Annotated in this window: 27 protein-coding genes and 1 riboswitch; of the genes, 19 read left to right on the top strand and 8 right to left on the bottom strand. The window is 61.0% G+C overall.

The window, feature by feature from the left end; all coding sequences use genetic code 11:
• Positions 1-91 precede the first annotated feature (91 nt).
• Together mazG and BLS87_RS13425 are read left to right on the top strand one after the other, a co-directional pair.
• Positions 92-925 (top strand): nucleoside triphosphate pyrophosphohydrolase, encoded by an 834-nt coding sequence (gene mazG / locus BLS87_RS13430; protein WP_074752976.1) that lies wholly within the window; start codon positions 92-94, stop codon positions 923-925.
• Between the two features lie 26 nt (positions 926-951).
• Positions 952-1,494 carry a DUF2058 domain-containing protein gene (locus BLS87_RS13425; protein ID WP_074752975.1) on the top strand — a complete coding sequence of 181 codons (543 nt, stop codon included), beginning with the start codon at positions 952-954 and terminating at the stop codon, positions 1,492-1,494.
• Between the two features lie 52 nt (positions 1,495-1,546).
• On the opposite strand, the gene BLS87_RS13420 is transcribed toward BLS87_RS13425, so the two are convergent.
• The 4 genes from BLS87_RS13420 to purM form a co-directional block, all read right to left on the bottom strand.
• Complete coding sequence (locus BLS87_RS13420; RefSeq protein ID WP_062380056.1) at positions 1,547-1,738, bottom strand: hypothetical protein; 192 nt, start codon at positions 1,736-1,738, stop codon at positions 1,547-1,549.
• Between the two features lie 650 nt (positions 1,739-2,388).
• Complete coding sequence (locus BLS87_RS13415) at positions 2,389-3,105, bottom strand: DUF3108 domain-containing protein (protein WP_074752974.1); 717 nt, start codon at positions 3,103-3,105, stop codon at positions 2,389-2,391.
• A 32-nt stretch (positions 3,106-3,137) separates the two neighbouring features.
• Entirely contained in the window at positions 3,138-3,815 is a 678-nt protein-coding gene (gene purN / locus BLS87_RS13410; protein ID WP_425262219.1) for a phosphoribosylglycinamide formyltransferase, read from the bottom strand.
• Complete coding sequence (gene purM, locus BLS87_RS13405) at positions 3,815-4,873, bottom strand: phosphoribosylformylglycinamidine cyclo-ligase (RefSeq protein ID WP_074752973.1); 1,059 nt, start codon at positions 4,871-4,873, stop codon at positions 3,815-3,817. The genes purN and purM overlap by 1 nt, the downstream gene beginning before the upstream one ends.
• A 302-nt stretch (positions 4,874-5,175) precedes the next feature.
• On the opposite strand from purM, the gene BLS87_RS13400 reads away from it, so the two are divergent.
• The 6 genes from BLS87_RS13400 (at position 5,176) to BLS87_RS13375 (ending at position 10,499) form a co-directional block, all read left to right on the top strand.
• Positions 5,176-6,249 carry a DUF2066 domain-containing protein gene (locus BLS87_RS13400; RefSeq protein WP_074752972.1) on the top strand — a complete coding sequence of 358 codons (1,074 nt, stop codon included), beginning with the start codon at positions 5,176-5,178 and terminating at the stop codon, positions 6,247-6,249.
• A 53-nt stretch (positions 6,250-6,302) separates the two neighbouring features.
• A complete protein-coding gene (locus BLS87_RS13395) occupies positions 6,303-7,376 on the top strand; it encodes an AI-2E family transporter (RefSeq protein ID WP_074752971.1) in 1,074 nt (357 codons plus the stop codon).
• Between the two features lie 238 nt (positions 7,377-7,614).
• On the top strand, positions 7,615-8,319 hold the full coding sequence (gene hda, locus BLS87_RS13390; RefSeq protein WP_062380066.1) for a DnaA regulatory inactivator Hda: 705 nt from the start codon (positions 7,615-7,617) through the stop codon (positions 8,317-8,319).
• A 13-nt stretch (positions 8,320-8,332) separates the two neighbouring features.
• Positions 8,333-9,109, top strand: a complete 777-nt coding sequence (locus BLS87_RS13385; RefSeq protein WP_074752970.1) for an NAD-dependent deacylase — start codon at positions 8,333-8,335, stop codon at positions 9,107-9,109.
• A 75-nt stretch (positions 9,110-9,184) separates the two neighbouring features.
• Positions 9,185-9,874 (top strand): C40 family peptidase, encoded by a 690-nt coding sequence (locus BLS87_RS13380; RefSeq protein WP_074752969.1) that lies wholly within the window; start codon positions 9,185-9,187, stop codon positions 9,872-9,874.
• A gap of 88 nt (positions 9,875-9,962) precedes the next feature.
• A complete protein-coding gene (locus tag BLS87_RS13375; protein ID WP_074752968.1) occupies positions 9,963-10,499 on the top strand; it encodes a C40 family peptidase in 537 nt (178 codons plus the stop codon).
• Between the two features lie 201 nt (positions 10,500-10,700).
• On the opposite strand, the gene BLS87_RS13370 is transcribed toward BLS87_RS13375, so the two are convergent.
• On the bottom strand, positions 10,701-12,047 hold the full coding sequence (locus tag BLS87_RS13370; protein WP_074752967.1) for a PQQ-dependent sugar dehydrogenase: 1,347 nt from the start codon (positions 12,045-12,047) through the stop codon (positions 10,701-10,703).
• A 151-nt stretch (positions 12,048-12,198) separates the two neighbouring features.
• Positions 12,199-12,416: riboswitch (cobalamin riboswitch) on the top strand.
• A 112-nt stretch (positions 12,417-12,528) separates the two neighbouring features.
• Between BLS87_RS13370 and cobO the strand changes: the two genes are divergently transcribed.
• From cobO to BLS87_RS13315, 11 genes are all read left to right on the top strand, one after another.
• Positions 12,529-13,140 carry a cob(I)yrinic acid a,c-diamide adenosyltransferase gene (cobO, locus tag BLS87_RS13365; protein WP_074752966.1) on the top strand — a complete coding sequence of 204 codons (612 nt, stop codon included), beginning with the start codon at positions 12,529-12,531 and terminating at the stop codon, positions 13,138-13,140.
• Entirely contained in the window at positions 13,137-14,438 is a 1,302-nt protein-coding gene (locus tag BLS87_RS13360) for a cobyrinic acid a,c-diamide synthase CobB (RefSeq protein ID WP_074752965.1), read from the top strand. The genes cobO and BLS87_RS13360 overlap by 4 nt, the downstream gene beginning before the upstream one ends.
• Before the next feature lie 207 nt (positions 14,439-14,645).
• On the top strand, positions 14,646-15,296 hold the full coding sequence (bluB, locus tag BLS87_RS13355; protein ID WP_074753173.1) for a 5,6-dimethylbenzimidazole synthase: 651 nt from the start codon (positions 14,646-14,648) through the stop codon (positions 15,294-15,296).
• Complete coding sequence (cbiB, locus tag BLS87_RS13350; RefSeq protein ID WP_074752964.1) at positions 15,293-16,201, top strand: adenosylcobinamide-phosphate synthase CbiB; 909 nt, start codon at positions 15,293-15,295, stop codon at positions 16,199-16,201. The genes bluB and cbiB overlap by 4 nt, the downstream gene beginning before the upstream one ends.
• Complete coding sequence (gene cobD, locus BLS87_RS13345) at positions 16,194-17,198, top strand: threonine-phosphate decarboxylase CobD (RefSeq protein ID WP_074752963.1); 1,005 nt, start codon at positions 16,194-16,196, stop codon at positions 17,196-17,198. The genes cbiB and cobD overlap by 8 nt, the downstream gene beginning before the upstream one ends.
• Positions 17,195-18,673, top strand: a complete 1,479-nt coding sequence (locus BLS87_RS13340) for a cobyric acid synthase (protein WP_074752962.1) — start codon at positions 17,195-17,197, stop codon at positions 18,671-18,673. Before cobD ends, BLS87_RS13340 begins: the two co-directional genes overlap by 4 nt.
• The gene (cobU, locus tag BLS87_RS13335; protein ID WP_074752961.1) at positions 18,673-19,194 is read left to right on the top strand and encodes a bifunctional adenosylcobinamide kinase/adenosylcobinamide-phosphate guanylyltransferase; all 522 of its coding nucleotides are present in this window, start codon (positions 18,673-18,675) and stop codon (positions 19,192-19,194) included. The genes BLS87_RS13340 and cobU overlap by 1 nt, the downstream gene beginning before the upstream one ends.
• Positions 19,191-20,243 carry a nicotinate-nucleotide--dimethylbenzimidazole phosphoribosyltransferase gene (gene cobT, locus BLS87_RS13330; protein ID WP_074752960.1) on the top strand — a complete coding sequence of 351 codons (1,053 nt, stop codon included), beginning with the start codon at positions 19,191-19,193 and terminating at the stop codon, positions 20,241-20,243. Before cobU ends, cobT begins: the two co-directional genes overlap by 4 nt.
• Positions 20,240-20,812, top strand: coding sequence for an alpha-ribazole phosphatase family protein (gene cobC, locus BLS87_RS13325; RefSeq protein WP_074752959.1), 573 nt, complete (start codon positions 20,240-20,242; stop codon positions 20,810-20,812). The genes cobT and cobC overlap by 4 nt, the downstream gene beginning before the upstream one ends.
• Positions 20,813-21,547: an adenosylcobinamide-GDP ribazoletransferase gene (locus BLS87_RS13320; protein WP_074752958.1), complete on the top strand. Its 735-nt coding sequence runs from the start codon at positions 20,813-20,815 to the stop codon at positions 21,545-21,547.
• Between the two features lie 138 nt (positions 21,548-21,685).
• Positions 21,686-22,237: a glutathione peroxidase gene (locus tag BLS87_RS13315; RefSeq protein ID WP_074753172.1), complete on the top strand. Its 552-nt coding sequence runs from the start codon at positions 21,686-21,688 to the stop codon at positions 22,235-22,237.
• A 107-nt stretch (positions 22,238-22,344) separates the two neighbouring features.
• Here the strand turns inward: BLS87_RS13315 and BLS87_RS13310 are convergent, their stop codons facing one another.
• From BLS87_RS13310 to BLS87_RS13300, 3 genes are all read right to left on the bottom strand, one after another.
• Positions 22,345-23,643: an OmpP1/FadL family transporter gene (locus BLS87_RS13310; RefSeq protein WP_074752957.1), complete on the bottom strand. Its 1,299-nt coding sequence runs from the start codon at positions 23,641-23,643 to the stop codon at positions 22,345-22,347.
• A gap of 139 nt (positions 23,644-23,782) precedes the next feature.
• A complete protein-coding gene (locus tag BLS87_RS13305; RefSeq protein ID WP_074752956.1) occupies positions 23,783-24,274 on the bottom strand; it encodes a hypothetical protein in 492 nt (163 codons plus the stop codon).
• A gap of 279 nt (positions 24,275-24,553) precedes the next feature.
• Positions 24,554-24,778 carry a hypothetical protein gene (locus tag BLS87_RS13300; protein WP_074752955.1) on the bottom strand — a complete coding sequence of 75 codons (225 nt, stop codon included), beginning with the start codon at positions 24,776-24,778 and terminating at the stop codon, positions 24,554-24,556.
• Between the last annotated feature and the right edge of the window lie 1,021 nt (positions 24,779-25,799).

Genomic DNA, 25,799 nt, shown 5'->3' with positions numbered 1-25,799 from the left:
TCGCTCCCACAGGTGATCGGATTGCTCCTGCGGGAGCGAATTCAGTCGCGATGACGTTGGTTCCAGCGCCGCATGACTTGAGTTGAACCCCATGTATAAGCTCCAGGATCTGCTAAACCTCATGGCCCGTTTGCGCGACCCGCAATACGGCTGTCCGTGGGACGTGAAGCAGCATTACGCGACGATCGTGCCGCACACCCTTGAGGAGGCTTATGAAGTCGCCGACGCCATCGAGCGCGGGGACTTCGATGACCTGCGCGGCGAGTTGGGCGACTTGCTGTTTCAGGTGGTGTATTACTGCCAGCTGGCGCGGGAAGAAGGGCGGTTCGAGTTCGATGGCGTGGTCGACGGGATCACCCGCAAACTGATTCGCCGCCACCCTCACGTATTCCCCACGGGCGATCTGTATGCGCCACTTGAAACGCCGCGCCTAAGCGAGGATCAGGTCAAGCATCGCTGGGAAGAGATCAAAGCCGAGGAGCGTGCCGAGAAGGCCCGCGTTCCGCAGCAGTTATCCTTGCTGGACGACGTACCGAACGTACTGCCTGCCTTGTCGCGGGCGGCCAAGTTGCAGAAACGCGCGGCGCAGGTCGGGTTTGACTGGCCAGAAGCGTTGCCCGTGATCGACAAGGTGCGCGAGGAGCTCGATGAGGTTCTCGAGGCCATGGCCGACAACGACAGTGAGGGCATCCAGGAAGAGATTGGCGACCTGCTGTTTGTCGTGGTCAATCTGGCCCGTCACCTCAAGGTCGATCCGGAAAATGCCTTGCGCGCCGCCAACGGCAAATTCGAGCGGCGCTTTCGTTTTATCGAACAGGCCTTGCGCGACACTGCTCGCCCCATCGAAGATTGCAGCCTCGAAGAGATGGATGCGCTCTGGGGCGAAGCCAAGCGTCAGGAAAAGAACACGCCCAACTGCGGTTGAGTTGACTATTTAGAGAGAGAAGATAAATGGCGGGTATTTCCCTTCGTGATCAGTTGCTCAAGGCAGGTCTGGTTAACGAAAAGCAGGCCAAACAGGTCGCCAAAACCAAGCAGAAAGAACAGCGTCTGGTGCACAAGGGCCAGGCTGTCGCCGACGACGCCAGCCAGCGCGCCGCTCAGGACGCCATGGCAGAGAAGGCCAGGCGTGACCAGGAGCTGAACCGTCAGCAGCAAGAAAAGGCCGAGCAAAAAGCCCGTGCCGCGCAGGTCAAGCAGTTGATCGAAGCGACGCGTCTGCCGAAGCTGACCACCGAGGATTACTACAACTTCGTCGACGACAAGAAGGTCAAGCGCCTGTCGGTCAACACGCTGATGCGCAGCAAGCTGAGTAACGGCTCGCTGGCGATCGTGCACCACGGCGGCACGTACGAAGTCATTCCTCGTGAAGCGGCGCTGAAGGTGCAGGAGCGCGACCCTCGCCGCATCGTGATGCTCAGTGAGCCGACGGAGGAGCCGGATGGCGACGATCCGTACGCGGCCTACAAGATCCCTGACGATCTGATGTGGTAAACCCCAGTACAACAAAACCCGCCGAGGCGGGTTTTGTTTTATCGCGATTCCGTTATTGCGAGTTGCTCGCTGCCTTCTTGGCTTCCAGCTCTGCGAGCTCTGCTGCGTAACGCTGTGCGTCCGATTCGTGGTGAAACATCCCTACCAGTTGGTCTTGCTGGCGAACATCCCAGATTTGAATGCCATCCGCGATGCTTTCATGAGAGATATGGGCGTCGTCGCGTTCAGTAACCGTTACCGTCATATTGAAAACTCCTGACTCTTTGAAATCTGCGGCAGGACGTCGCAGTGGTTCCTTTATAGATTTTGGTAGCTGGCTAAGTAAACCGACGATTTTGGTAAAGGTTATTTTCGGATTTGGGAAGAATCGCTAAGGGATTGTTTTAAAAGGGCGTGCGACGAATTGTCGCATTCGTTTGGAGGGGGTGAAGAAAGTTTCATGTTCGGTTGGGGAACATTGGGCGTCGCAAAACTGGCGGTTTTGGTTGTGCAGGTGAGGTGAGTAGGGATGCTCTATCCGTGCTCATCCAATTTCGCGGTGATCTGATCGCTCCTCTGCTCTGCGTGGTAACGCAGGGGCTGGCGCTCTGCGTCAACGTGGACGCGAAGCGTCCCGGCAGGCATTACCACGCGGAGCGTGGGAATGATCATGCATCGTCCGGATGCGGCCCAGGCACAAGCCTCGCTCCTACCGTTTGGGGTGGCGTAATCCTTGGGGGATGGTCCGGCATTCCGTTTTTCAAGTGATCCGCCTGAGGCGGAACGCTTCTGCCGTTAGGCAGAACAACCATCAGCACCAAAAGCGACAAAGGAAAAACACTCAATAGTCAGCGCCAACCCCATAAAAAACCCCGCCAATCAGCGGGGTTCTCGAAGGACGCAGTACAACCCGGATCAGCTGCCTTTCACAGCCTTCCCGTTCACCGTGCCATCCTGCAGCATGATGTTGTATTCCTTGCCATCGGTCTCAACCTGCTGCAGGCGAACCAGCAGGTAATCGTAATCCTTGGCGAACCACATCACGGTAATGCGTTTGTTCTGCGTCGGATCACGCACACGCTCTACCTTGATCGCATCGATCGAACCGACCTTGGTGTCGACTTTCTCTGTGCCGAGCACGCGGAAGTCATAGGTGTCGACTTCGTCACCGTCAACCACCTGGTACGTCATGCTCTTCTTGCCCGCAGCGACATCATGCTGCAGCGCCAGCTGGTAAGTGGATTTGTCCAGAATGCCCGTGTTCAGCGGGATTTTGACCGCGTCGCCACGGTCGGTGCCGGTGATGAACTTGGTCGGCCAGTCGAACACCAGGTCGACCGTCTTGCTCTTGCCCAGACCGCCACGTTCGAAGTGATAGGTCTGCGGCAGCAGCGTGTCCTTTTCGGATTTCAGGGTGCTGACCTCGGTCAGGCTGGCGATCATCATCGATGCCTTGAAACTCAGGGTCCAGCTGCCGTTGGCGTTCTTTTCCAGGCTGCGGGTGGCGCTGCCGCCACCGACGGGCAGTTGTTTGAAATCAGCGGTGTAACTGGCGGAGAAGGGTTGAAGGTCTGCCGCATTGACCGCAGGGATTGCGAACAGAGCGAAAGCGAAGAGCAAAGCGCGACGCATAGAATCTCCTGTCTTTGGACTAAAGAGCTAAATTAAGTGGCCTGAATCAAATGGCCGCCAGGCCCCAGTGGCTGGCCGTTCAGTGAGGCGCCGTGTTCGCTCAGGGCCAGTCGGCCTTCGGCGAACCAGCGGATCGCCAGCGGGTAAATCAGGTGCTCCTGGGCGTGAACCCGTTGCGCCAGGGTGGCAGGCGTGTCGTGCAACTCTACCGAAATAACTGCTTGTACGACCAGAGGCCCTCCATCGAGTTCCTCGGTGACGAAGTGCACGCTGCAACCGTGTGTGGCATCGCCAGCTTCAAGCACGCGTTGGTGCGTGTGCAAGCCTTTATACGCTGGAAGCAGGGAAGGGTGAATGTTCAGCAAGCGGCCGTGGTAGTGACGCACGAAGCCGGGCGTGAGAATGCGCATGAAACCGGCGAGTACCACCAGCTTGGGCGCAAAGGTGTCGATCAGCTCGATGAGTGCCGCATCGAAGGCCTCTCGACCTTCGTAGGCGGTGTGATCGAGCGCGCGGGTTTCGATCCCCGCGTTCCTGGCGCGCTCCAGCCCGTAGGCGTCGGCGCGGTTGGAAATCACCGCGCGAATGCGAGCCGGGCTCGAACTGTCCTGAAAGCTGTCGATCATCGCTTGCAGGTTGCCGCCGGTGCCGGACAGCAGCACCACGACATCACACGATTGGGGTGTGTCAGGCATCGCAACGTCGGGCATCAGTGTGCCTTGACGTTCTTCAGCTCGACTTGCGCGGCGCCTTCGGCGGCGACGCCGATCTGGCCGATGACCCAAGGCTGCTCGCCGGCTTCACGCAGCGCGTTGAGCGAGGCTTCGACGTGTTCCTGGGCGACGCAGATGACCATGCCAACGCCGCAGTTCAGGACGCGGTGCATCTCGTGCTCGTCGACGTTGCCTTTTTCCTGCAGCCAGTCGAAGACCGCCGGGCGCGTCCAGCTGGCCACGTCGACCACCGCTTGTGCGCCTTCAGGCAAGACTCGCGGGATATTGTCCAGCAGACCGCCGCCGGTGATGTGGGCCATGGCCTTGACTGCGCCCGTGTCCTTGATCAGCTTGAGCAGTTGCTTGACGTAGATGCGTGTGGGCGCCATCAGCAGGTCGGTCAGTGGTTTGCCGTCCAGCTGGATGGTTTCGATGTCGGCACCGGAGACTTCGATGATCTTGCGGATCAGCGAGTAGCCGTTGGAGTGCGGACCGGAAGAGGGCAGGGCGATCAGGGCATCGCCGGCGACAACTTTCGAGCCGTCGATGATTTCGGATTTTTCCACGACGCCGACGCAGAAGCCGGCCAGGTCGTAGTCTTCGCCTTCGTACATGCCTGGCATTTCAGCGGTTTCGCCGCCGACCAGCGAGCAACCGGCCAGTTCGCAGCCCGCGCCGATGCCGGTCACGACCTGAGCGGCGGTGTCGACGTTCAGTTTGCCGGTGGCGTAGTAGTCCAGGAAGAACAGAGGCTCAGCGCCGCAGACCACCAGATCGTTGACGCACATGGCGACCAGGTCGATGCCGATGCTGTCGTGCTTGTTCAGGTTCAGTGCCAGACGCAGCTTGGTGCCGACGCCGTCGGTGCCAGACACCAGAACAGGCTGCTTGTAGCCGGCCGGGATTTCGCACAGAGCGCCGAAGCCCCCCAGGCCGCCCATCACTTCCGGGCGCTTGGTGCGCTTGGCGACGCTCTTGATGCGTTCGACCAATGCTTCACCGGCGTCGATGTCTACACCGGCGTCTTTGTAGCTCAGGGAGGGTTGCTTGCTCATTATCCAGGCCTTTAGGGGGGATTCGGGGTAACGACCGAGTTGGAACAGCGCGTGGCCGTGTCATCGCCGGTCTGCGAAGGCGCGCGATTTTATCAGGGTTGGGCCCAAGCGGCCATCCTTGGGCCGACGGGCAGGGGCATGATGAAGAAAAAATAACCCGTCTGTTCAGGGTTCCGCCGTTCGTCGGGCGCTATAAAAGGTGTAACTTCATCGCCAGAGTGAGCGATTCGTGCCGCGCTGCGGTCTGAGTCGAGCCAGTTACATTTATGCAGCTATTAATACGCTTCGTTTGGGAATCTTCTATGCGCCTGAAAAACTGCCTGTTCGTAGGCTGTCTGTCCCTCATGAGCCTGCCGGCCCTGGCCGAAACGGTGAACAACCTCTATCAGGTGCGCGAGCCCGTCAGCGGACAGACCCCGGACGAGAAAACCCGGGCCACGCAGGCCGCACTGGAAACGCTGGTCGGTCGTCTGACCGGTGACCCGAAGGCCGCTCAAGGCCCGGGCCTGGCTGCGGTGCGCAAGGATCCACAGCAAATCATCAGTCAGTACGGCTATGACGCAGGTCCGCCCGAGTCGTTGCAGGTGGATTTCGACCCGGCGAGTACCGATCGCGCCTTGCGTCAGGCGGGGTTGCCGCTCTGGGGCTCCAACCGCCCGGTGATCATGGCCTGGTGGCTGAACGATGCAACCGACGGTGCGAACCTGGTTGGCGATGGTCAGGCTTCGGCTGAGCCGCTGCGACGTGCCGCGCAGCATCGGGGCCTGCCGCTGCGTCTGCCGCTGGCTGATTTGGGCGAGCAAGGGATCGGCAACGCCAAGACCCTGGATGGCAACGACGTTACCCCGTTGAAACAGGCGTCCGAGCGCTACGGCTCCGATGCGATTCTGGCCGTCCATGCACTGGAAAACGGCGGGCAGTGGCAGGGCAAATGGCATCTCTGGCTGGGCGACAAAATGGAGCAAGGCAGCGCGACCGGCGCCAGTTCGGCTGAGCTTGCCGATGCCGTACTGCTGTCGGTGAGTCAGCGTCTGGCGCCGCGTTTCGTGGTCAAGCCGGGAGCGTCGTCGGGCATGGCGCTGGAAGTCCAGGGCATGAACCTGGAGCGTTACGCTCAACTGGGTCGCTTGCTGGAGCCTTTCGGCGGGCGTTTGAAATCCGTGGACGCGGACCGTGTGGTGTTCGACGTGAGCGGCAGCCCGGATCAGCTTCGTTCGCAGTTGGCGCTGGCCAAACTGCAGGAAGTGCCAGCCGGTGAAATCGCCAGCGCGCCGGTCGATGCCGGGCAAATGCCTGTTCCGGGCGCCGCGCCGGGTACGGCGCCCGCACCTGCGCCGCAACAACCGGCTGCGCAGACACTGCACTTCCGTTGGTAAAAGCGTTCACAGCGACGTTGCACGAAGCAAATCTTTTGGATTAAGGGGCTGTAATGACTGATACGCGTCGTTGGTTCTGGCTGGGCGGAGTCGTTCTGCTGTGCCTGTTCGTCTGGTTGCTGCATGCAATCCTGACGCCGTTTCTGGTGGCGCTGTTGCTGGCGTATATGGGCGATCCGCTTGCTGATCGTCTGGAAAAACTGAAGATGTCGCGCACGCTCAGCGTGGTGACCGTGTTTGTGTTGTTCACCCTGATCTTCATGGGCTTGCTGCTGGTGCTGGTGCCGATGCTCGCCAAGCAGCTGTATCGGTTGTACGAACTGGCGCCGCAGATTCTCGACTGGTTGCAGCACACCGCATTGCCGTGGACGCAGGCCAAACTGGGGCTGGCGGACGGCTTCTGGAAGTTCGACAAGGTCAAGGCGGCGATTTCCGAACACATGGGCCAGACGGGCGACATTGTCGGGATCGTGCTGGCGCAAGCCACGACGTCCACGCTGGCGCTGATCGGCTGGCTGACCAATCTGGTGCTGATTCCGGTGGTCTGCTTCTACTTGCTGCGCGATTGGGACGTGATGATGGCGAAGGTGCGCAGCCTGTTGCCGCGTCATCGCGAGAAGAAGATCGTGGCGCTGGCCGATGAGTGTCACGAGGTGCTGGGTGCGTTCATTCGCGGACAGCTGCTGGTGATGGTGGCACTGGGCGTGATCTATGCGGCGGGTCTGATGCTGGTCGGGCTCGAGCTGGGGCTGTTGATTGGCGTTATTGCCGGGCTGGCGGCGATTGTGCCGTACATGGGGTTTGTGATCGGCATCGGCTCGGCGATCCTGGCGGGCTTCTTCCAGTTTGGCGGCGACCTGTATCCGATGCTGGGCATCGTGGCGGTGTTCATGGTCGGCCAGGCGTTAGAAGGCATGGTGCTGACGCCGCTGCTGGTGGGTGATCGCATCGGGCTGCACCCGGTAGCGGTGATCTTCGCGATTCTGGCGGGCGGCGAACTGTTCGGCTTCACCGGCATCCTGCTGGCCCTGCCCGTGGCGGCGGTGATCATGGTGTTGGTGCGTCACGTCCATGATCTGTACAAGGACTCGGACATTTATGGCGGGATGGAAGACCCGGAACTGTAACGAGTGAACGAGCGCTCACTCCCATACGGTTGTGTGTTCGACATGGCGCAACACGGGCGTTGGATCAGCTTTTTAATCCGTGTCTTCTGCACGTAAATCGCGGCCTGGCCCGGTGTAGACGCAACCCTTTGATTTTGCAGGCGGTCTGGCGCATTGTGCGGCCCGCCTTGCGGGTATAAACTTTGCACACTTTACACAGAGGCCCCTTGGCGGTTCGTCATTGAACCGTTCAGCCAGCATGAAACCAGTTCAGCTGCCCCTGAGTGTGCGTCTGCGTGATGACGCCACCTTCATCAATTACTATCCAGGCGCCAATGCCGCTGCACTCGGCTACGTCGAGCGGCTGTGCGAAGCCGAGGCCGGCTGGACCGAAAGCCTGATCTATCTGTGGGGCAAGCAGGGAGTAGGGCGCACGCACCTTCTCCAGGCGGCGTGTCTGCGTTTCGAGCAGATGGGCGAGCCGGCCGTTTATTTGCCGATGGCTGAAGTCATTGATGAAGGCGTCGAGTTGTTCGATCACCTTGAGCAATACGAACTGGTCTGCCTGGACGACTTGCAGGCCGTGGTCGGCAAGCCGGAATGGGAAGAAGCCCTGTTTCACCTGTTCAACCGTCTGCGTGACAGCGGCCGTCGATTGCTGATTGCCGCGTCCTGTTCGCCTCGCGAGCTACCGGTCAAGCTGGCCGACCTCAAGTCGCGACTCACCATGGCGCTGGTGTTTCAGATGCGCCTGCTGTCCGACGAAGAAAAACTCCGTGCCCTGCAATTGCGCGCCTCGCGCCGTGGATTGCACCTGACCGACGAAGTCGGCCATTTCATCCTGACCCGCGGCAAACGCAGCATGAGCGCGCTGTTCGACCTGCTCGAACAGCTCGATCAGGCATCGCTTCAAGCGCAGCGCAAGCTGACCATCCCTTTCCTTAAAGAAACGCTGGGTTGGTAGTGGGGAGCGCTCAGTGAATCCGTCTGTCGTCGATCCCGCCCTGGTGCAGCAGACGGCGGCAGCCCTGCGCAACGCCAATCGCATTCTGATCATCACCGGCGCGGGCCTTTCCGCTGATTCGGGATTGCCGACGTACCGTGGCGTCGGCGGGCTCTATAACGGTCATACCGACGACGGACTGCCCATCGAAATGGCGTTGTCCGGTCCCATGCTGCGTCGCGATCCTGCGTTGTGCTGGAAATATATTGCCCAATTAGGCAGCGCTTGCCTGGGCGGGCAGCCCAATGCAGCGCATTATGCGATCGCTCAATTGCAGCGGCGCAAGCCTGAGTGCTGGGTGCTGACGCAAAATGTCGACGGCTATCATCGCGCGGCGGGCAGTCCGCCGCAGCGGCTGATCGAGATCCACGGTCAACTGGCACCGCTCTACTGTCAGTCTTGTGGCGCTGAAGACCCGCAGTTAAGCGAGCATCTGCAACGGCCACTGCCACCGTTGTGCGCGCAGTGTCACGGGGTCTTGCGACCGCCGGTCGTCTTGTTTGAGGAAATGCTGCCAGAACTGGCATTGAACGTGCTGTATGAGGAGATGGCGAAAGGCTTTGACGCTGTTCTCAGCATTGGAACCACCGCCAGCTTCCCTTATATCCACGAGCCGATGCTGCGCACGCGGGTCTCAGGAGGCTTTACCGCCGAGATCAATCCTTCGTCGACCGATCACTCCATTCACATGGACGCATTCTTGAGGTGTAGAGCCTTAGATGTGATGGAAGACCTGGTAAGTCACATTTGATTCGATTGAATTTGCAAATGATGACGATAGAAGGCATAGTCTCGGCTTCTTTACACCTTAGCCACGGTCGTGCCCATGCTAAATCGCTTCGCACCCCTCGTGCCTCTCGCACTCGTTTCGCTGCTGTTCGGCTGCGCGGCCCAGATGCCAGCGTCGCAACAGCAGTCGCAGAACCCTCAGTTCAAGGATTCTGTCACCGCGCAAACCGCTGCCAAGCGTGCTGATTATTCGGCTTCCGTGCTGGATGACGAAATCGCCACCGAAGACGAACTGGCTCAGTTTGCTGACAACAAGCCTTACCGGTTGCCGGTATTGGCTGACAGCATTCTGGAACGCGGCAAATCGCTGATAGGCACCCGCTATCGTTTTGGCGGCACCTCGACCACTTCCGGTTTTGATTGCAGCGGTTTCATTGGTTACCTGTTCCGTGAAGAGGCTGGCATGAGCCTGCCGCGTTCTTCGCGCGAAATGATCAACATCGACGCACCCCTGGTCAAGCGTAATGACCTCAAGCCTGGCGATCTGCTGTTCTTCAGCACCGCAGGCCGCGGTCGCGTGAGCCATGCCGGCATCTACCTGGGCGATGATCAGTTCATCCATTCCAGCAGCCGTCGCAGTGGTGGCGTTCGTGTCGACAGCCTCGACGACGCTTACTGGGCACGTACGTTCATCGAAGCCAAGCGCGCGCTGGCCATGGCACCTTCCAAGGTTCCAGAAACCACAACCGCGATGACCTCGACTACACTCAAGCGCCAACACCGTTAATACCGGGCGTGCAACCGGGGAAATCCTGATTGCACGCAGTCCCGGCTCCCGGCAGAGTAAGCCGCATCCCGCAAAGGTTGTTGTGTTTATGTCGTTTACGGTTCGCCTGGTTGTTGCTTCACTGGCTGTATTGCTGGCCGCCTGTTCCAGCAACCCACCGCCATCCCCTCCCAAGGTCGTTTCCAGGCCTGTGGTATCCGCTCCTTCGCAATTTTCCTCTCCGGTCGCGGATGACGTGCTCTTGCGCGCCATCGGTCTGGTCGGCACACCCTATCGTTGGGGCGGCAATACGCCGGATTCAGGGTTTGATTGCAGTGGTTTGATCGGCTACGTGTATCGGGGCGCAACGGGCATTACCCTGCCGCGCTCGACCCGCGACATGATCAACCTGCGCGGCCCGGACATCGACCGCAGCCAGCTGCAGACCGGTGACCTGGTGTTCTTCGCCACCGGTGGCGGGTCCAACGTCAGTCATGCCGGGATCTATGTGGGGGAAGGGCGTTTCGTGCATGCGCCGGCCACGGGTGGCACTGTCAAGCTCGACAGCCTGGACAAGCCGTATTGGCAGAAAGCCTGGCTGAATGCCAAGCGCGTGATCACGCCGTCGAATCTGGCTCGGCAATAAACCTCAGGTTTCTGATCGTTCCCACGCTCCGCGTGGTAACGCAGGGGCTGACGCTCTGCGTCAACGTGGACGCGGAGCGTCTTGGCAGGCATTACCACGCAGAGCGTTGGAACGATCCTGGATTTCAATCTTCAGCAAATGCAGGGGCGACCGGGGTGGCGCTCCCACACCAAGAGTGAGCCGCACCGACCCGCTGCCTGCTCATGGCGCTGAGTTCGACGCCTGCACCGTCCGCGCCGACGTCACGCGCCAGATTTTGTTGCCGACGTCGTCGGCCACTAACACCCCGCCCTTGTTGTCATTGACCACGCCCACCGGGCGCCCTTGTGCGTTTTCATTGGCGTCGAGGAAGCCGGTCAACAGATCAACCGGCGTCCCGCTCGGCTTGCCATCCTTGAACGGCACGAACAGCACTTTGTAGCCACTGTGAGGTTTGCGGTTCCACGAGCCGTGCTGGCCGACGAATAATCCTTCGTTGAAGGGTGCCGGCAACGACTTGCCATCGGTGAATGCCAGGCCCAGCGAAGCGGTGTGGGGACCCACCGCGAAGTCAGGCGCAATGGCCTTCTGCACCAGCTCCGGATTCTGCGGAGACACCCGAATGTCCACGTGCTGGCCGTAATAACTGAAGGGCCAGCCATAGAATGCACCGTCTTGAACAGAGGTCACGTAGTCAGGCACCAGATCGCTGCCGATCTCGTCCCGCTCGTTGACGGCGGTCCATAACTTGCCGGTACTCGGGTCCCAATCCATGCCGTTGGGATTGCGCAGGCCCGAGGCAAAGATGCGGTGGTTGCCGGTCGCGGCGTCGACTTCCCAGATCGCCGCGCGGCCTTCTTCCGCGTCGAGCCCGTTTTCGCCGACATTGCTGTTTGAGCCCACGGTCACGTACAACTTGCTGCCGTCCTTGCTGGCGATGACGTTCTTGGTCCAGTGGTGGTTGATCGTGCCGCCCGGCAAATCCGTGACTTTCAGCGGTTCGCCCTTGATCGACGTCTCGCCCGGTTCGTAGTTGAAGCGCAACAGGCGGTCGGTGTCGGCGACATAGAAGTTGTTGCCGACCAGGGTCATGCCAAACGGCGAATTGAGGTGATCGATGAACACGGTGCGGGTTTCGGCGACGCCGTCGTGGTCCTTGTCGCGCAGCAGGGTGATGCGGTTGGCGCTCGGAACGCCTGCGCCGGCCCGCCCCATGACTTTCTTCATGACCCAGCCGCGAATGCCCTTGCCGTCGTCAGGCTTGGGCGGGGCGTTGGTTTCCGCCACCAGCACGTCGCCATTGGGCAACACATACAGCCAGCGAGGGTGATCGAGGTTCTCCGCGAACGCCGCGACCTGTGTGCCGGGTGCGGCGACCGGTTTGGCGCCCGCCGGCCAGCCAACGGCCGGGGCGATGTTTACGGTAGGGATCAGGGTCTTGTTCGGTTCGGGGAGCTTGGGCGAAGGGCCGGTGCCGTCCGAAACCTGCAACCTGGACGACTCGCCGCATGCGGCGAGCCCTGCGGCGACCAACAGTAAAACCACCATCTGGGGTCTGAGTTTGAACATGATCGATCTCCGCTTGCTCGCAGTGAGGCATCTGGCAGTCATGCACAGGCATGTATAGGAATAGAGACGTGGCTGAGCGGTGGGTTCAACCGCTCACTCAATTGCTGCATGGCGTGCCGCTTTGATTGACGCTCTGGAGTCAACCCTCTAACCTTCGCCGATTGTTTCAGGTGCCCGCGACCACGGTCGTTCAACAGGGTGAAACAGGGAAGCCGGTGCGCGCATTTCACGCTCAATCCCGGCGCTGCCTCCGCAACGGTAAATGAGTAAGGTCACGCACGATGCCACTGTGTTCATGGAACATGGGAAGGCGCGTGGCTTGTGTTTCAACTCATGAGTCCGGAGACCGGCCTGATCCATTCAAACAGCATCACGGAGGGCGATGCTCTGCGCAGGCTCGGGCGTTTAGCGCCCGGCGCCTGCTGTCAGTCTTTGCCTGTGCCCTCCGTTTGCCACACTTGCCCTCAAGCGGAGAGCTGAGATGAGCGAATCCCCCGAACGTGACGAACGCCACCTGGCGCGCATGCTGCGCAAAAAGGCGGTGATGGACGAGCGCATTGCCAGCGCCCCGAATGAATGCGGCCTGCTGTTGGTGTTGACCGGCAACGGCAAGGGCAAAAGCAGTTCCGCCTTCGGCATGCTGGCGCGGGCGATGGGCCACGGCATGCAGTGCGGCGTGGTGCAGTTCATCAAAGGTCGCAATGCCACGGGCGAAGAACTGTTCTTCCGCCGCTTTCCCGAGCAAGTGCGTTATCACGTGATGGGCGAGGGTTTTACCTGGGAAACGCAGGATCGCCAGCGCGACATCGCCGCCGCCGAAGCCGCCTGGGTCGTCACCCGGCAGATGCTCAAGGACCCGAGCATCGGTCTGGTGGTCCTCGACGAACTGAACATTGCCCTCAAGCACGGTTACCTCGACCTGGAGCAGGTCCTCAGCGACCTGCAAGCGCGCCCGCCCATGCAGCATGTGGTGATCACGGGCCGTGGCGCCAAGCAGGAGTTGATCGACCTGTCCGACACCGTGTCCGACATCGGCGTGGTGAAGCATGCGTTCCAGGCCGGTATCAAGGCGCAGAAGGGCATCGAATTGTGAGTGAGCGTCAGCCTCGGCAATGCCCGGCGGTGTTGATCGCCGCGCCTGCGTCCGGTCAGGGCAAAACCACGGTCACCGCGGCACTGGCGCGGCTGCATCGCAATCAGGGTCGTAAGGTTCGTGTCTTCAAATGCGGACCGGATTTTCTGGACCCGATGATTCTCGAGCGCGCCAGCGGCAATCCGGTGTACCAGTTGGACATGTGGATGGTGGGCGAAGACGAGAGCCGTCGTCTGCTGTGGGAAGCGGCCGCCGACGCTGACCTGATTCTCATCGAAGGGGTCATGGGGCTGTTTGACGGCACGCCGTCCAGCGCTGACCTGGCCAGGCACTTCGGCGTGCCGGTGCTGGGCGTGATCGATGGCACGGCCATGGCGCAGACCTTCGGCGCGCTGGCGTTGGGGTTGGCGCGTTATCAACCGGATTTACCGTTCGCCGGTGTGCTGGCCAATCGGGTCGGGACAGTGCGTCACGCACAACTGCTCGAAGGCAGCCTGACCGAAGGCTTGCGCTGGTATGGCGCGCTTTCGCGGGAAACCGGCATCGAACTGCCAAGCCGCCATTTGGGGTTGGTGCAAGCCAGTGAGCTGAACGATCTGGACGTGCGTCTGGACGCTGCCGCCGATGCGCTGGCCAGCACCTGTGATGCGACGCTGCCGCCTGCGGTGACGTTCTCGGCGCCTGATTTCGTGACGGCCGAGCCCTTGCTGGCGGGCGTGCGCATCGCCATCGCCCATGACGAAGCCTTCGCGTTCACCTACGGCGCCAGCCTTGATGTGCTGCGTGCGATGGGGGCTGAACTGTCGTTCTTTTCGCCGATTCGGGACACGCAGATCCCTGACGCTGACAGCCTGTATCTCCCCGGCGGATACCCCGAATTGCACCATGTGGCGCTGGGGCAGAACGTCCCGATGCTGGACGCGATCCGCGCCCATCACGCCGCAGGCAAACCGTTGCTCGCCGAGTGTGGCGGCATGCTGTACCTGCTGAATGCGCTGACCGATGTCGATGGCCAGCGGGCGGAACTGGTGGGTTTGCTCGACGGCGAGGCGGTGATGCAGAAACGTCTGGCGGCCTTGGCGTTGCAAGCGGTGGAGCTGCCGGAAGGCACGCTGCGTGGGCACACCTATCACCACTCGCTGACCAGCACCGAACTGACTCCGATCGCCCGAGGCGTCAGCCCCAACGGCGGTCGCGGCGCCGAGGCAGTGTATCGAGAGGGCCGAATGACGGCTTCGTACGTGCACTTTTATTTCCCGTCGAATCCCCAAGCGATGGCGGCGCTCTTACGGCCATGAATAGCGCTCTGACATTTTCCATCGCCACCCTTATGCGGTCTGGTTGTAGGAACGCTGGGCCCTGTGGGAGCGAATTCATTCGCGATGCGGTGTTACAGCCTACGGCTCTGTGTCGGCTGTACCGACTTCTCGCGAATGAATTCGCTCCCACAGGTTACTCACCCAGATCAGATTTCCGCGGTGGGCCAACTGGCCGAGATTGCCGCCATGACTGACCACGCCTTCAGCGACGACGAGCGCGCGGCCGTTTACCGGGCCATCGCCGAGCGTCGGGACATGCGTCATTTCAGTGGTGGCTCGGTGGCGCCCGAGTTGCTGGCGCGTCTGCTCGAAGCCGCCCATCACGCCCCCAGTGTCGGGTTGATGCAGCCGTGGCGATTCATCCGCATCACCGACCCTCAACTGCGCTCCCGGATTCAGGCGCAGGTCGAAGAGGAGCGGGTGCGCACAGCCGAAGCCTTGGGCGAACGCTCTGACGACTTCATGAAGCTCAAGGTCGAAGGCATCCATGATTGCGCCGAGGTGCTGGTCGCCGCGTTGATGGATGACCGCGAGAAACACATCTTCGGTCGGCGCACGTTGCCGGAAATGGACATCGCGTCGTTGTCTTGTGCGATCCAGAACCTGTGGCTGGCGGCCCGGGCCGAAGGTCTGGGCATGGGCTGGGTGTCGCTGTTCGACCCGGTTTCCCTTGGGCAATTGCTGGAGATGCCAACCGGTTCAAAACCCTTGGCGATTCTGTGCCTGGGGCCGGTCAAGGAGTTCTATCCGGCGCCGATGCTGGTATTGGAAGGCTGGGCGCAGGCGCGTCCGCTGCAGGATCTGGTTTACGAGAACAAATGGGGAGTGAGTCCATGAGTGTGGCGTTGTTGAGCGTCGCCGGGGTTGCGCTGGATGCGCTGCTCGGTGAGCCAAAACGAAACCACCCGCTGGTGGCGTTCGGGCGTTATGCCGAGCGCATCGAGCAACGTTTCAACGCAGGCGGTCGCGGCTGGCGCAGCCATGGCGTGACGGCCTGGTTCATCGCCGTCGTTCCGCTGACGGTGGTGATCACCTTTTTCAGTTGGCTGCCCTACATCGGCTGGCTGGTGGAGGTGGCGGCGCTGTATTGCGCGCTCGGCCTGCGCAGTCTGGGCGAGCATGTCGAGCCGGTGGCTAAGGCGCTGCGCGGTGACGATCTGGAAGAGGCCCGCCGTCGTGTGGGTTATCTGGTCAGTCGCCAAACCGCTGAACTGGACGCCACCGACGTCGCCCGTGCCGCCACCGAGTCGGTGCTGGAGAACGGCAGCGACGCGGTATTCGCAGCCATCTTCTGGTTTGCGGTCCTCGGCGCGCCGGGCGTCGTGCTCTATCGCCTGAGCAACACGCTGGACGCGATGTGGGGTTATCGCAACGAGCGCTTCGAGCGTTTCGGCTGGGCCTCGGCCAAGATCGACGATCTGCTTAACTACATTCCTGCGCGATTGGTGGCGTTGACCTACGCGTTATTGGGCAAGACCCGGCTCGCCTTGCGCTGCTGGCGCACCCAGGCTCCGAAATGGGACAGCCCGAACGCCGGTCCCGTGATGGCGGCGGGCGCCGGTGCATTGGGTGTGGAGCTGGGCGGTGCAGCGATCTATCACGGTGAACTGCATCAGCGTCCGCAATTGGGCGAAGGCGTACCCGCCGACGCGACGTCCATTGATCGTGGTTGGCAACTGGTGCAGCGCGGCGTCTGGTTGTGGCTGCTGATCCTCTGTCTGGGGACTGAATTCTATGCTTGAGCATGGCGGACGGCTGCGCGGCGCAGTCGCGAAGTATGGTATCGCCGAGGGCGACTGGCTCGACCTGTCCAGCGGCATTTCTCCCTGGGCCTGGCCGATTCCGCCGATCCCCGCGTCGGCCTGGGCACGTCTGCCGGAAACCGATGACGGTCTGGAGAGCGCCGCGCGTCTGTATTACGGTGCGCCCGATCTGCTGCCGGTCGCCGGTTCTCAAGCGGCGATTCAAGCGTTGCCGCGTCTGCGTCAGGCGGGCAAGGTCGGTGTGTTGTCGCCGTGTTATGCCGAACACGCTGAAGCGTGGCGCAGCAACGGCTTTCTGGTGCGCGAGGTGCTGGAGCATGAAGTCGAGCGCTTCATCGACGCCCTCGACGTGCTGGTGGTGGTCAACCCGAACAACCCCACAGGCCTGAGCCTGACACCGGAGCGTTTGCTGGAATGGCACGCAAAGCTGGCGCAGCGCGGCGGCTGGCTGGTGGTGGACGAGGCGTTCATGGACAACACGCCCCAGTTGAGTCTGGCGGCTGAGACCCAGCGTCCTGGCCTTATCGTGCTGCGTTCGTTCGGTAAATTTTTCGGCCTGGCGGGTGTGCGTCTCGGTTTCGTGCTGGCCGAGTCTCGCTTTCTCAAAGTGCTGGCCAGGCAGATCGGCCCATGGTCGGTCAGCGGGCCGACGCGCATGCTCGGCCAGGCGTGTCTGGACGATACCGAAGGGCATCGCGTGCAGCGCGAGCGAACCGAGCATGCCAGTCAACGGCTGGCGGCACTGCTGGCGGATCACGGTTTTGCGCCGCAAGGCGGCTGCGCGCTGTTTCAGTGGCTGATCACGCCGCTGGCCGCCGAGCTGCATGAGTTCTGCGCGCAACGCGGCATTTTGCTGCGTATCTTTTTGAACGCCGCGCAGCACAACAGCAGCCTGCGTTTTGGCCTGCCCCGGGACGAGGCCGACTGGCAGCGACTGGAACAGGCCTTGAACGAATTTTCCCGGGAGCGTGCATGAACACTCCGAAAACCGGCAAGACCCTGATGGTGCAAGGCACCACGTCGGATGCCGGCAAGAGCACGCTGGTGACCGCGCTGTGCCGCTGGCTGACCCGTCAGGGCGTGCGCACCGTGCCGTTCAAGCCGCAGAACATGGCGCTCAACAGCGCCGTCACCGCAGACGGTGGCGAGATCGGGCGCGCCCAGGCCGTGCAGGCCCAGGCCTGCCACCTCGAGCCGCACACCGACATGAACCCGGTCCTGCTCAAACCCAACAGCGACACCGGCGCACAAGTGATCATTCACGGTCGCGCGGTCACCACCATGAACGCTGTGGCTTATCACGATTACAAAGCGATCGCGATGAAAGCGGTGCTGGCGTCCCATCAACGGCTGAGTGAACAGTGGCCGGTGGTGATGGTGGAAGGCGCAGGGTCGCCGGCCGAAATCAATCTGCGTGCGGGTGACATCGCCAACATGGGCTTTGCCGAAGCCGTGGATTGCCCGGTCTTGCTGGTGGCCGACATCAATCGTGGTGGCGTCTTCGCCCATCTGGTCGGCACCCTTGAATTGCTGTCGCCCAGCGAGCAGGCCCGCGTGAAAGGCTTCGTCATCAACCGTTTTCGCGGGGACATCGCGTTACTGCAACCGGGCCTCGACTGGCTGGAACAGCGCACCGGCAAACCGGTGGTGGGTGTGTTGCCGTATGTGATGGACTTGCACCTTGAGGCCGAAGACGGCCTTGATCAGCGCCAGACCGACAAGGCCGAACAGGTGCTCAACGTCGTCGTGCCCGTGCTGCCGCGCATCAGCAATCACACCGATTTCGACCCGTTGCGCCTGCACCCGCAAGTGAACCTGCAATTCGTCGGACCCGGCCAGCCGATTCCGGCGGCGGACTTGATCATCCTGCCGGGCTCCAAGAGCGTGCGCAGCGACCTGACGTACTTGCGCAATAACGGGTGGGACACGGCGATCAGTCGTCACTTGCGTTACGGCGGCAAGGTGCTGGGCATTTGCGGCGGGCTGCAGATGCTGGGTGAGGCACTGCACGACCCCTTGGGTCTTGAGGGCGCGGCGGGGTCAAGCCCGGGCTTGGGGTTACTGGCCATGAGCACGGTGCTGGAGCAGGAAAAACAGCTGCGCAATGTGCGCGGCCACCTGACACTGGAAGACGCGGACGTCAGCGGTTATGAAATTCATGCGGGCGTGACGACAGGACCTGCGCTGGAGAGCCCGCTGGTGCAACTCAGCGACGGTCGTTGCGACGGCGCACGCAGTGCCGACGGCCAGGTGCTGGGCACCTACCTTCACGGGCTCTTCGAAAACCCGGCGTCGAGCAGTGCGCTGTTGCGCTGGGCCGGTTTGCAGAACGTGCAAACGGTGGATTACCACGCCCTGCGCGAGCGCGACATCGAACGTCTGGCCGACCTGGTGGAGAAGCACCTGGATGGCCCGTTGCTGCGTGAACTCTGCGGACTGGAGCCAGCCTGATGCTGCAATTGATTCTGGGTGGCGCGCGGTCCGGCAAGAGTCGGCTGGCGGAAAAGCTCGCCAGCGACAGTGGGCTGGAGGTGATGTATGTCGCCACCAGTCAACCGTTGGACGGTGAAATGAATCAACGCGTGGCGCTGCACCGTCAGCGTCGACCGGACCACTGGGGCCTGATCGAGGAACCGGTGGAGCTGGCACGTGTATTAAAGGAAAGCGCAGGACCCGGCCATTGCCTGTTGGTGGACTGTCTGACCCTGTGGCTGACCAATCTGCTGATGCTGGACGATCCGCAGCGACTGGCGCAGGAGCGCGAAGCTCTACTCGATTGCCTGGCTGAACTGCCCGGTGAAATCATTTTCGTCAGCAACGAAACCGGGCTGGGCGTCGTGCCGCTCGGTGAGCTGACCCGTCGTTATGTCGATGAAGCCGGCTGGCTGCATCAGGCGTTGGCCGAGCGTTGCCAGCGCGTGGTATTCACCGTCGCCGGACTGCCCATGACTTTGAAAGGATCCGCACTATGAGTAATGCCTGGTGGCTCGCGCCCGCACGAGAAGTCGACGAAAACAGCCGCGAGCAGGCGCTGGCCCGACAGCAGCAACTGACCAAACCGACGGGCTCGCTGGGCCAGCTGGAAGCGGTCGCCGTGCAACTGGCCGGTCTGCAGGGTCGCGTGAAGCCGAGCGTCGGCAAGGTCTGGATCGCGATTTTTGCCGGGGATCACGGCGTGGTCGCCGAAGGGGTTTCGGCCTATCCGCAGGCCGTCACCGGGCAAATGCTGCACAACTTCATCATGGGTGGCGCGGCGATCAGCGTGCTGGCCAGGCAGCTGTCGGCGCAACTGGACGTGGTGGACCTCGGCACGGTGTCGCCGCTTAATCTGCCCGGTGTCCGCCATCTCAATCTGGGAGCGGGCACCGCCAATTTCGCCAAGGGACCGGCGATGACCCAGGCGCAACTGGAGGCCGCGCTGGCCGGCGGTCGCGACAGCGTGCTTCGCGCCCAGGCGCTCGGCACCGAGTTGTTCATTGGCGGCGAAATGGGCATTGGCAACACCACAGCGGCCAGCGCGGTGGCGTGCTCGCTGCTCAATTGCCCTGCGTCGTTGCTGGTCGGCCCGGGCACCGGGCTTGATGCGCAAGGTATCCATCACAAAGCGACGGTGATTGAACAGGCGCTTCACCTGCACGCCGAACAGGCGGGCGACGCGCTGGGCAGTCTGCGCGCGCTGGGCGGTTTTGAAATGGCGGCGCTGGTGGGGGCGTACCTGGCGTGCGCGCAGGAAGGCATTGCCGTGCTGGTGGACGGTTTTATCTGCACGGTGGCCGCGCTGGTGGCGGTGCGTGTCAATCCATCGTGTCGTCCGTGGTTGTTTTTCGGCCACCGTGGCGCCGAGCCGGGGCATCGCCACGTGCTGGAAAGCTTGCAGGCCGAGCCGTTGCTGGAACTGGGTTTGCGCCTGGGCGAGGGCAGTGGCGCTGCGTTGGCCGTGCCGTTGCTGCGGCTCGCCTGTGAGCTGCACAACGGCATGGCGACCTTCGCTGAAGCGGCCGTGGCGGACCGTCCTGCATGACCTTGCGCCTTGACCTGCTGCGTCACGGCGAAACAGTGCTTGGCGGCGGCCTGCGCGGCAGTCTGGACGATGCCTTGACCGACCTCGGCTGGCAGCAAATGCGTGCGGCGGTGATCGAGGCGGGGCCTTGGGATCGAATCGTGAGTTCGCCGCTGCAACGTTGCGCGCGGTTTGCCGACGAGCTGTCGGCGCGGCTGTCGTTGCCTTTGCACCTGGAAAGCGATCTTCAGGAGCTGCATTTTGGCGACTGGGAAGGGATCGGCACCGCGCAATTGATGGAGACGGACGCTGAGGGTCTGGGGCGTTTTTGGGAAAATCCCTACACCTTCACGCCGCCCAATGGCGAACCTGTGGTGGCCTTTTCTGAACGGGTTTTGGGTGCCGTAGAACGGTTGCGCGACAGCCATGCGGGCGAGCGCATTCTGGTGGTCAGTCACGGCGGGGTGATGCGCCTGTTGCTGGCTCAAGCCCGAGGGCTGCCTCGTGAACAGTTGCTGCAAGTAATCGCCGGTCATGGTGGCTTGTTCAGCCTGGATGTCGCGGCTGACGGCTCGTTGGCGGAGGCCTAGATGCTGCCGTTCTGGATCGCCTTGCAATTTCTCAGCAGCTTGCCCATTCGCTTGCCGGGCATGCCCTCGCCACAGGAACTGGGTCGCTCGCTCCTGTTCTATCCCGCCGTGGGCGTGCTGATGGGTTCCGTGCTGATGGCGCTGAATCTGCTGCTCGACGGCGCCCCTTTGTTTTTGCACGCTGCCCTGGTGCTGGCCGCCTGGGTGCTGCTTAGCGGCGGTCTGCACCTGGATGGGCTGGCGGACAGCGCCGACGCCTGGCTCGGTGGATTCGGGGACCGCGAACGGACCCTGACGATCATGAAAGACCCTCGCAGCGGGCCGATCGCGGTGGTGACGCTGGTGATTGTCCTGCTGGTGAAATTCACGGCGCTGCTGGCCTTGATCGAGTCTCATCACAGCCTGGGTTTGTTGCTGGCGCCGGTCATCGGCCGAGCGGCGATGCTGGGGTTGTTCCTCGGCACACCCTATGTGCGCGCGGGCGGATTGGGTCAGGCATTGGCCGATCACCTGCCGCGCCCGCTGGGTTTCAAGGTGCTGGGGATCACTGCCATTGCCTGTGTGCTGATCGCCGGCTGGACGGGCGTTGAAGCAGTGCTGGCCGCGACCGCCGGATTTTTCTGGCTGCGGCGACTGATGATCAGGCGTTTGGGCGGCAGCACCGGGGACACCGCCGGTGCGATGCTGGAGCTGCTTGAGGTGCTGGTTCTGGTGGTGTTGGCGCTGTTGATTTAATCCGAGTCTTGGTCAGTGCAGAACCGATGAGAGAGCGTGTTCAGGTCGGTGTGGCGTGTAAATCCTACCGACCGGCTAGGCATCCGCGATGGCAGGGAGTAGCGTGAGTCGAACTTCCTGCCTTGAATGGACGCCGTCATGAGAACTCGCTGGATCTGCCTCCCTCTTCTAATGCTCGCCATCAGCGGCGCTGCGATGGCTGCCGACTGCCCGCCGTTGTTGCAGGGTGATTTGCCCAAGCTGCGCGCGAAACAGGATATCGACCTGTGTAAGCAATTCGCCGGCAAACCGATGGTGGTGGTCAATACCGCGAGCTTCTGTGGCTTTGCGCCGCAGTTCAAAGGTCTGGAAGCCCTCAATCAACGCTTCAAGGGTCAAGGGCTGGAGGTGCTCGGCGTGCCTTCTGACGACTTCAAGCAGGAGTCTAACGACGCTGCTGAAACCGCCAAGGTTTGCTACGTCAATTACGGTGTGACGTTCACCATGACCGAACCGCAACCGGTTCGGGGTTCCGATGCGATCAACCTGTTCAAGGTGCTTGCGGAGCAGAGCAATGCGCCGCGCTGGAATTTCTACAAGTACGTCGTGGACCGCAAAGGCAATGTCGTCGCCAGTTTCCCAAGCAAAACCACGCCGGACGATCCGGAGCTGATCGCGGCGATCGAGAAGGCGATTGCGTCCAAGCCTTGAGTCTCAAGCGACGGTGATTCCTTCCATAACGAAAAACCCCGCAGCCATCGCTGGCTGCGGGGTTTTCTGTCTGGCGAACCGGTGATCTGCCGGTCCCGCCAACTGCATCAGAAGCGGTAGGTCAGGCCCAGGCCGAAGCCGTTGGCGCTGTTTTCATACTTGGCGTTGTACGTCTGACCCAGTGGGCTGACTTCGTGAACCTTGACGTCTTCTTCTTTCAGGTACGAGTAAGCAACGTCGATGGTGATGTCGTCAGACAGGTTGTAGCCGGCGCCCAGGCTGAAGATTGTACGATCGCCAGTCGGGATGCGTGGCGAGCGGTTCTCGTTGTTGGTCGGCGACTGGTCGAACGACAGGCCGGTACGCAGTACCCACTGCTTGTTCAACTGGTACGAGGTACCGATGGCGTACGCCCAGGTGTCATGCCAGTTTTGCTCTTCGGTGATGGTGCCGAACAGACGAGGTGCCAGCGCACCGCCGCTCACGCCGGAGTTCTTGACGGTGATGTCTTGCAGACGGCTCCAGCGAGTCCAGGTCGCGCCAGCATAAAGCTTCCACGCATCGTTCATCGACTGCGTGACCGAGAAGTCCACCGACTCTGGAGTGTCCAGGCTGAGCTTGGCGTCATAACGCCCTGCACTCAGCAAGGCCGGAGGAACGCCAGCACCTGGCGTCACTTCAGTGTGGCCTTCAAGCTTGTAGGTGACTTTCGAGTGATACGTCAGGCCAACACTCGTGGTGTCGGTCGCTTGCACGAGGATACCGGCGTTGAAGCCGTAACCCACGTCGTCGCCTTTGACCTGAACGCGACCGTCGCCTGCCGGACGACCGGTGATGGGCGCGGTGATGCCGCTGAGGTTCGGATTCGACTCCAGTACGCCGGAGATGCGGTTGATGGTCGGGCCGAAGCCAATCGAAACCTTGTCGTTGAATGCATAGCTGATGGTCGGCTGGAAGGTCACGACCTTGACTTTGCTTTTGCTGCCAAAGTTACGACCCTGAAAACCATTCTCGTAGTCAGTCACCAAGCCAAATGGGGCATAAACGCCCAGACCGAATGCCCATTGATCGTCGATCGGTTTAACGTAGAAGCCCATTGGCACGGCGATGAAAGGCACCATGTCGCCTTTGTTCGAACCGGCGCTTCTGCCGCTTGTATCGGAAATGTCAGTCTTGGCATCGATCGCAGCAGCGCCAACAGTCACTTGCTGGCGCTTGAGGCGCGACATGCCGGCCGGGTTGCCGTAAACGATGCTGGCATCATCGGCAGAAGAGGAGCGACCGGCGAAACCGGTGCCCATCCCACTGATGCTCTGTTCGTTCAGGGCAAAACCGGATGCGAAAATCTGGGTGGAGGCGAGTGTAATGGCGAGACTGAGGCTGGATTTGATCATTGTTTTTTTCATTGTTAGAACTCCTTGTTGATCACCGCGCGGAAATTACCAATATTTTTCATAACGCGCTATAGGCTGTATCGCCCGAGATAGAGCAGTTTTTGTAGGACAATCCGGTGAGTTTGCTGCGAACGTCAGCGAAACCGCCAAGTCACAAAATGGCTGGTTCGGCCTGAAACAGGGGGCGAACCGAGGTTTGCCAAGCCGTTGTGAAATCCTGCAGGCGACCGTGTGGCTGAAATATCCGGCGCCAAATTCGGGCCATGCCCAGCAAATCATCTTCGGCAGGTAGAGAGAGGTGACTGGCTTCGACCATCAGCCAGGCAATAGCGGTGGCGTAACGCAGGTTGACGGTCAGCTCCAGATCAGGACCGCTCAGAAAGGCATGCTGGCTGGCCAGGCCTCTGACCAGGCTGGCGAGGTCGGGATCCTTTGCCAGGTATTCGTCCCAGACTTTGTGATGCAGGGCGTCAGAGATGCTGTAAAGGCCGTGCCCCCGCTGGGTGTCGAGCTCTGCGCCCAGTGCGGACTGGCTGGCAGCAACCGCGAGCAGAAAAGATTCTGCTGCGGGATGGTGGCGGCCGAGGTAGATCAGCGTAGGGCGGATCACATGACGGCACAGTTCACTGGCGGCGATTCCCATAACACCCTCGGGAAGTGAATGAGCCGGCGGACCCTGGTGCTTGGCAGCGGTGATCTGGGGCGGGTCCACCGGAAGCGGCTCAGACCGCTTGACTTGAAGTGTAGTGTCATATTTGCCGCGTAAAGGGCTGTTTTTAAAATATTTCCCGATGTACGACGCACACCATAGGTCGTTCAGCGATTAGGCTGCGCAGTTTTTCATAAGGAAAACAGACACAAAAAAGCCCCACCGTTTAAGGGTGAGGCTTGGATGCCCGATTTTTTCAGCCGACGAACGGTATCAGGCCGTCAGTGCCTGGCGCGTACGGTCGATCACGGCCTGCAGCGGTTCGGCGCTCGAGTACTGATCCGGATACAGACGCTCGGTGTGGCGCGCGATACCGTGTTCGTTGACGAGGGTGAAGCTGAAGCAGCCTTTGCGAGCTGCCATGATCAGGCAGTCCATGGGGGCGAAGGCGTTGGTCAGGGTGCGAATAGCGTTTTGAGTCTGAATATGAGTAGTCATGTAATGGTGTTTCCTGAATCGACACGCAATAAGAGGCGTGCAAAATAAAAACGTTCCAGTAAACGCGGACCGATGCTCGAATGCGAGTCAGGGCAGGGCGCAGAACCTGTCTGGAACAAAAGCAGCCAGTTGAAGCGCGGTTATCGTGTGGCGCTGGGCTGACTGGTAGGTACTTAGGAGGGCAGGCGACACAACAGGAGCAAAGGTTCGATGCTCGGGGTGAAGATCCTGATCAATTTGCAGGCTGGTTTGAGCAGGCCATGAACGCTTTTTCACACCTGCGACTGTTTGGCAGGTTGTGTAAGTTCATGTCTGGAAACCATCGAGGTGATCGATCCCTTTTTTCAGTCCGTTTGCTCAGCAGCAAATCATGGCTGGGGGATTTGTTCGATCAGAATTGACTTTCAGCTTGGTACTAACGGCGGCGATGCTAACGGATTTGACATGCGAAGGGAAGGGCTTTTTTAAAATGATTGGCGGTTCGCGGCTCGTGAGGTTTCTCCTGACCGCATTTCCCCCTGCCAGGATGCGGCTGACGATGAGCAAAGCGTTGCTTATAGCGATGGGAAATTGACTTGTGCACATTAGCGCGGTTAGCTGCCATCTCACTGTCACATTCGCGCGTAACAGGCTGATTTCAGGCAACGATTTATTAAGTCAATGAAAAGCATCGCTTTTTTTTGTTGGTGAAAAAATCGTCAGTTTGAACGCAGGCCCCATTCTACCTGCGTTTGCGGGGGTTAAAGCGGCGTTGTCCACTGAGTTATCCACAGGTTCTGTGGATTGTCCCAATCGGTTGCTCTAGCACGCGCCTTTGCGAAGATGGACTACGCTTTTGTCCTTCGCCGCCCACTTCTCACTGCTCTGACCCCTCGATCGCTGAATCTGAATCTGGATTCATTTTCGCTTCTGCGCATAATGCCGCCAGCATGAATTGTGGAGTCGGGAAATGTTGATGGCTTTGGACCTTACCAGCCTGTTGCTGGGATTGGGTGCGGCGGCGGTACCGCTGCTGGCGCTG

The organism is Pseudomonas abietaniphila (assembly GCF_900100795.1).
Lineage (GTDB): Bacteria > Pseudomonadota > Gammaproteobacteria > Pseudomonadales > Pseudomonadaceae > Aquipseudomonas > Aquipseudomonas abietaniphila.
This window is presented reverse-complemented; position numbering and strand designations above follow the sequence as displayed.

What these genes read in the sequence shown, in the direction of transcription:
- mazG (WP_074752976.1), top strand. Translation starts at nt 92, where the DNA reads ATGTATAAGCTCCAGGATCTGCTAAACCTCATGGCCCGTTTGCGCGAC.
- BLS87_RS13425 (WP_074752975.1), top strand. Translation starts at nt 952, where the DNA reads ATGGCGGGTATTTCCCTTCGTGATCAGTTGCTCAAGGCAGGTCTGGTT.
- BLS87_RS13420 (WP_062380056.1), bottom strand. Translation starts at nt 1,738, where the DNA reads ATGACGGTAACGGTTACTGAACGCGACGACGCCCATATCTCTCATGAA.
- BLS87_RS13415 (WP_074752974.1), bottom strand. Translation starts at nt 3,105, where the DNA reads ATGCGTCGCGCTTTGCTCTTCGCTTTCGCTCTGTTCGCAATCCCTGCG.
- purN (WP_425262219.1), bottom strand. Translation starts at nt 3,815, where the DNA reads ATGCCCGACGTTGCGATGCCTGACACACCCCAATCGTGTGATGTCGTG.
- purM (WP_074752973.1), bottom strand. Translation starts at nt 4,873, where the DNA reads ATGAGCAAGCAACCCTCCCTGAGCTACAAAGACGCCGGTGTAGACATC.
- BLS87_RS13400 (WP_074752972.1), top strand. Translation starts at nt 5,176, where the DNA reads ATGCGCCTGAAAAACTGCCTGTTCGTAGGCTGTCTGTCCCTCATGAGC.
- BLS87_RS13395 (WP_074752971.1), top strand. Translation starts at nt 6,303, where the DNA reads ATGACTGATACGCGTCGTTGGTTCTGGCTGGGCGGAGTCGTTCTGCTG.
- hda (WP_062380066.1), top strand. Translation starts at nt 7,615, where the DNA reads ATGAAACCAGTTCAGCTGCCCCTGAGTGTGCGTCTGCGTGATGACGCC.
- BLS87_RS13380 (WP_074752969.1), top strand. Translation starts at nt 9,185, where the DNA reads ATGCTAAATCGCTTCGCACCCCTCGTGCCTCTCGCACTCGTTTCGCTG.
- BLS87_RS13375 (WP_074752968.1), top strand. Translation starts at nt 9,963, where the DNA reads ATGTCGTTTACGGTTCGCCTGGTTGTTGCTTCACTGGCTGTATTGCTG.
- BLS87_RS13370 (WP_074752967.1), bottom strand. Translation starts at nt 12,047, where the DNA reads ATGTTCAAACTCAGACCCCAGATGGTGGTTTTACTGTTGGTCGCCGCA.
- cobO (WP_074752966.1), top strand. Translation starts at nt 12,529, where the DNA reads ATGAGCGAATCCCCCGAACGTGACGAACGCCACCTGGCGCGCATGCTG.
- bluB (WP_074753173.1), top strand. Translation starts at nt 14,646, where the DNA reads ATGACTGACCACGCCTTCAGCGACGACGAGCGCGCGGCCGTTTACCGG.
- cbiB (WP_074752964.1), top strand. Translation starts at nt 15,293, where the DNA reads ATGAGTGTGGCGTTGTTGAGCGTCGCCGGGGTTGCGCTGGATGCGCTG.
- cobD (WP_074752963.1), top strand. Translation starts at nt 16,194, where the DNA reads ATGCTTGAGCATGGCGGACGGCTGCGCGGCGCAGTCGCGAAGTATGGT.
- BLS87_RS13340 (WP_074752962.1), top strand. Translation starts at nt 17,195, where the DNA reads ATGAACACTCCGAAAACCGGCAAGACCCTGATGGTGCAAGGCACCACG.
- cobU (WP_074752961.1), top strand. Translation starts at nt 18,673, where the DNA reads ATGCTGCAATTGATTCTGGGTGGCGCGCGGTCCGGCAAGAGTCGGCTG.
- cobT (WP_074752960.1), top strand. Translation starts at nt 19,191, where the DNA reads ATGAGTAATGCCTGGTGGCTCGCGCCCGCACGAGAAGTCGACGAAAAC.
- cobC (WP_074752959.1), top strand. Translation starts at nt 20,240, where the DNA reads ATGACCTTGCGCCTTGACCTGCTGCGTCACGGCGAAACAGTGCTTGGC.
- BLS87_RS13320 (WP_074752958.1), top strand. Translation starts at nt 20,813, where the DNA reads ATGCTGCCGTTCTGGATCGCCTTGCAATTTCTCAGCAGCTTGCCCATT.
- BLS87_RS13315 (WP_074753172.1), top strand. Translation starts at nt 21,686, where the DNA reads ATGAGAACTCGCTGGATCTGCCTCCCTCTTCTAATGCTCGCCATCAGC.
- BLS87_RS13310 (WP_074752957.1), bottom strand. Translation starts at nt 23,643, where the DNA reads ATGAAAAAAACAATGATCAAATCCAGCCTCAGTCTCGCCATTACACTC.
- BLS87_RS13305 (WP_074752956.1), bottom strand. Translation starts at nt 24,274, where the DNA reads ATGGGAATCGCCGCCAGTGAACTGTGCCGTCATGTGATCCGCCCTACG.
- BLS87_RS13300 (WP_074752955.1), bottom strand. Translation starts at nt 24,778, where the DNA reads ATGACTACTCATATTCAGACTCAAAACGCTATTCGCACCCTGACCAAC.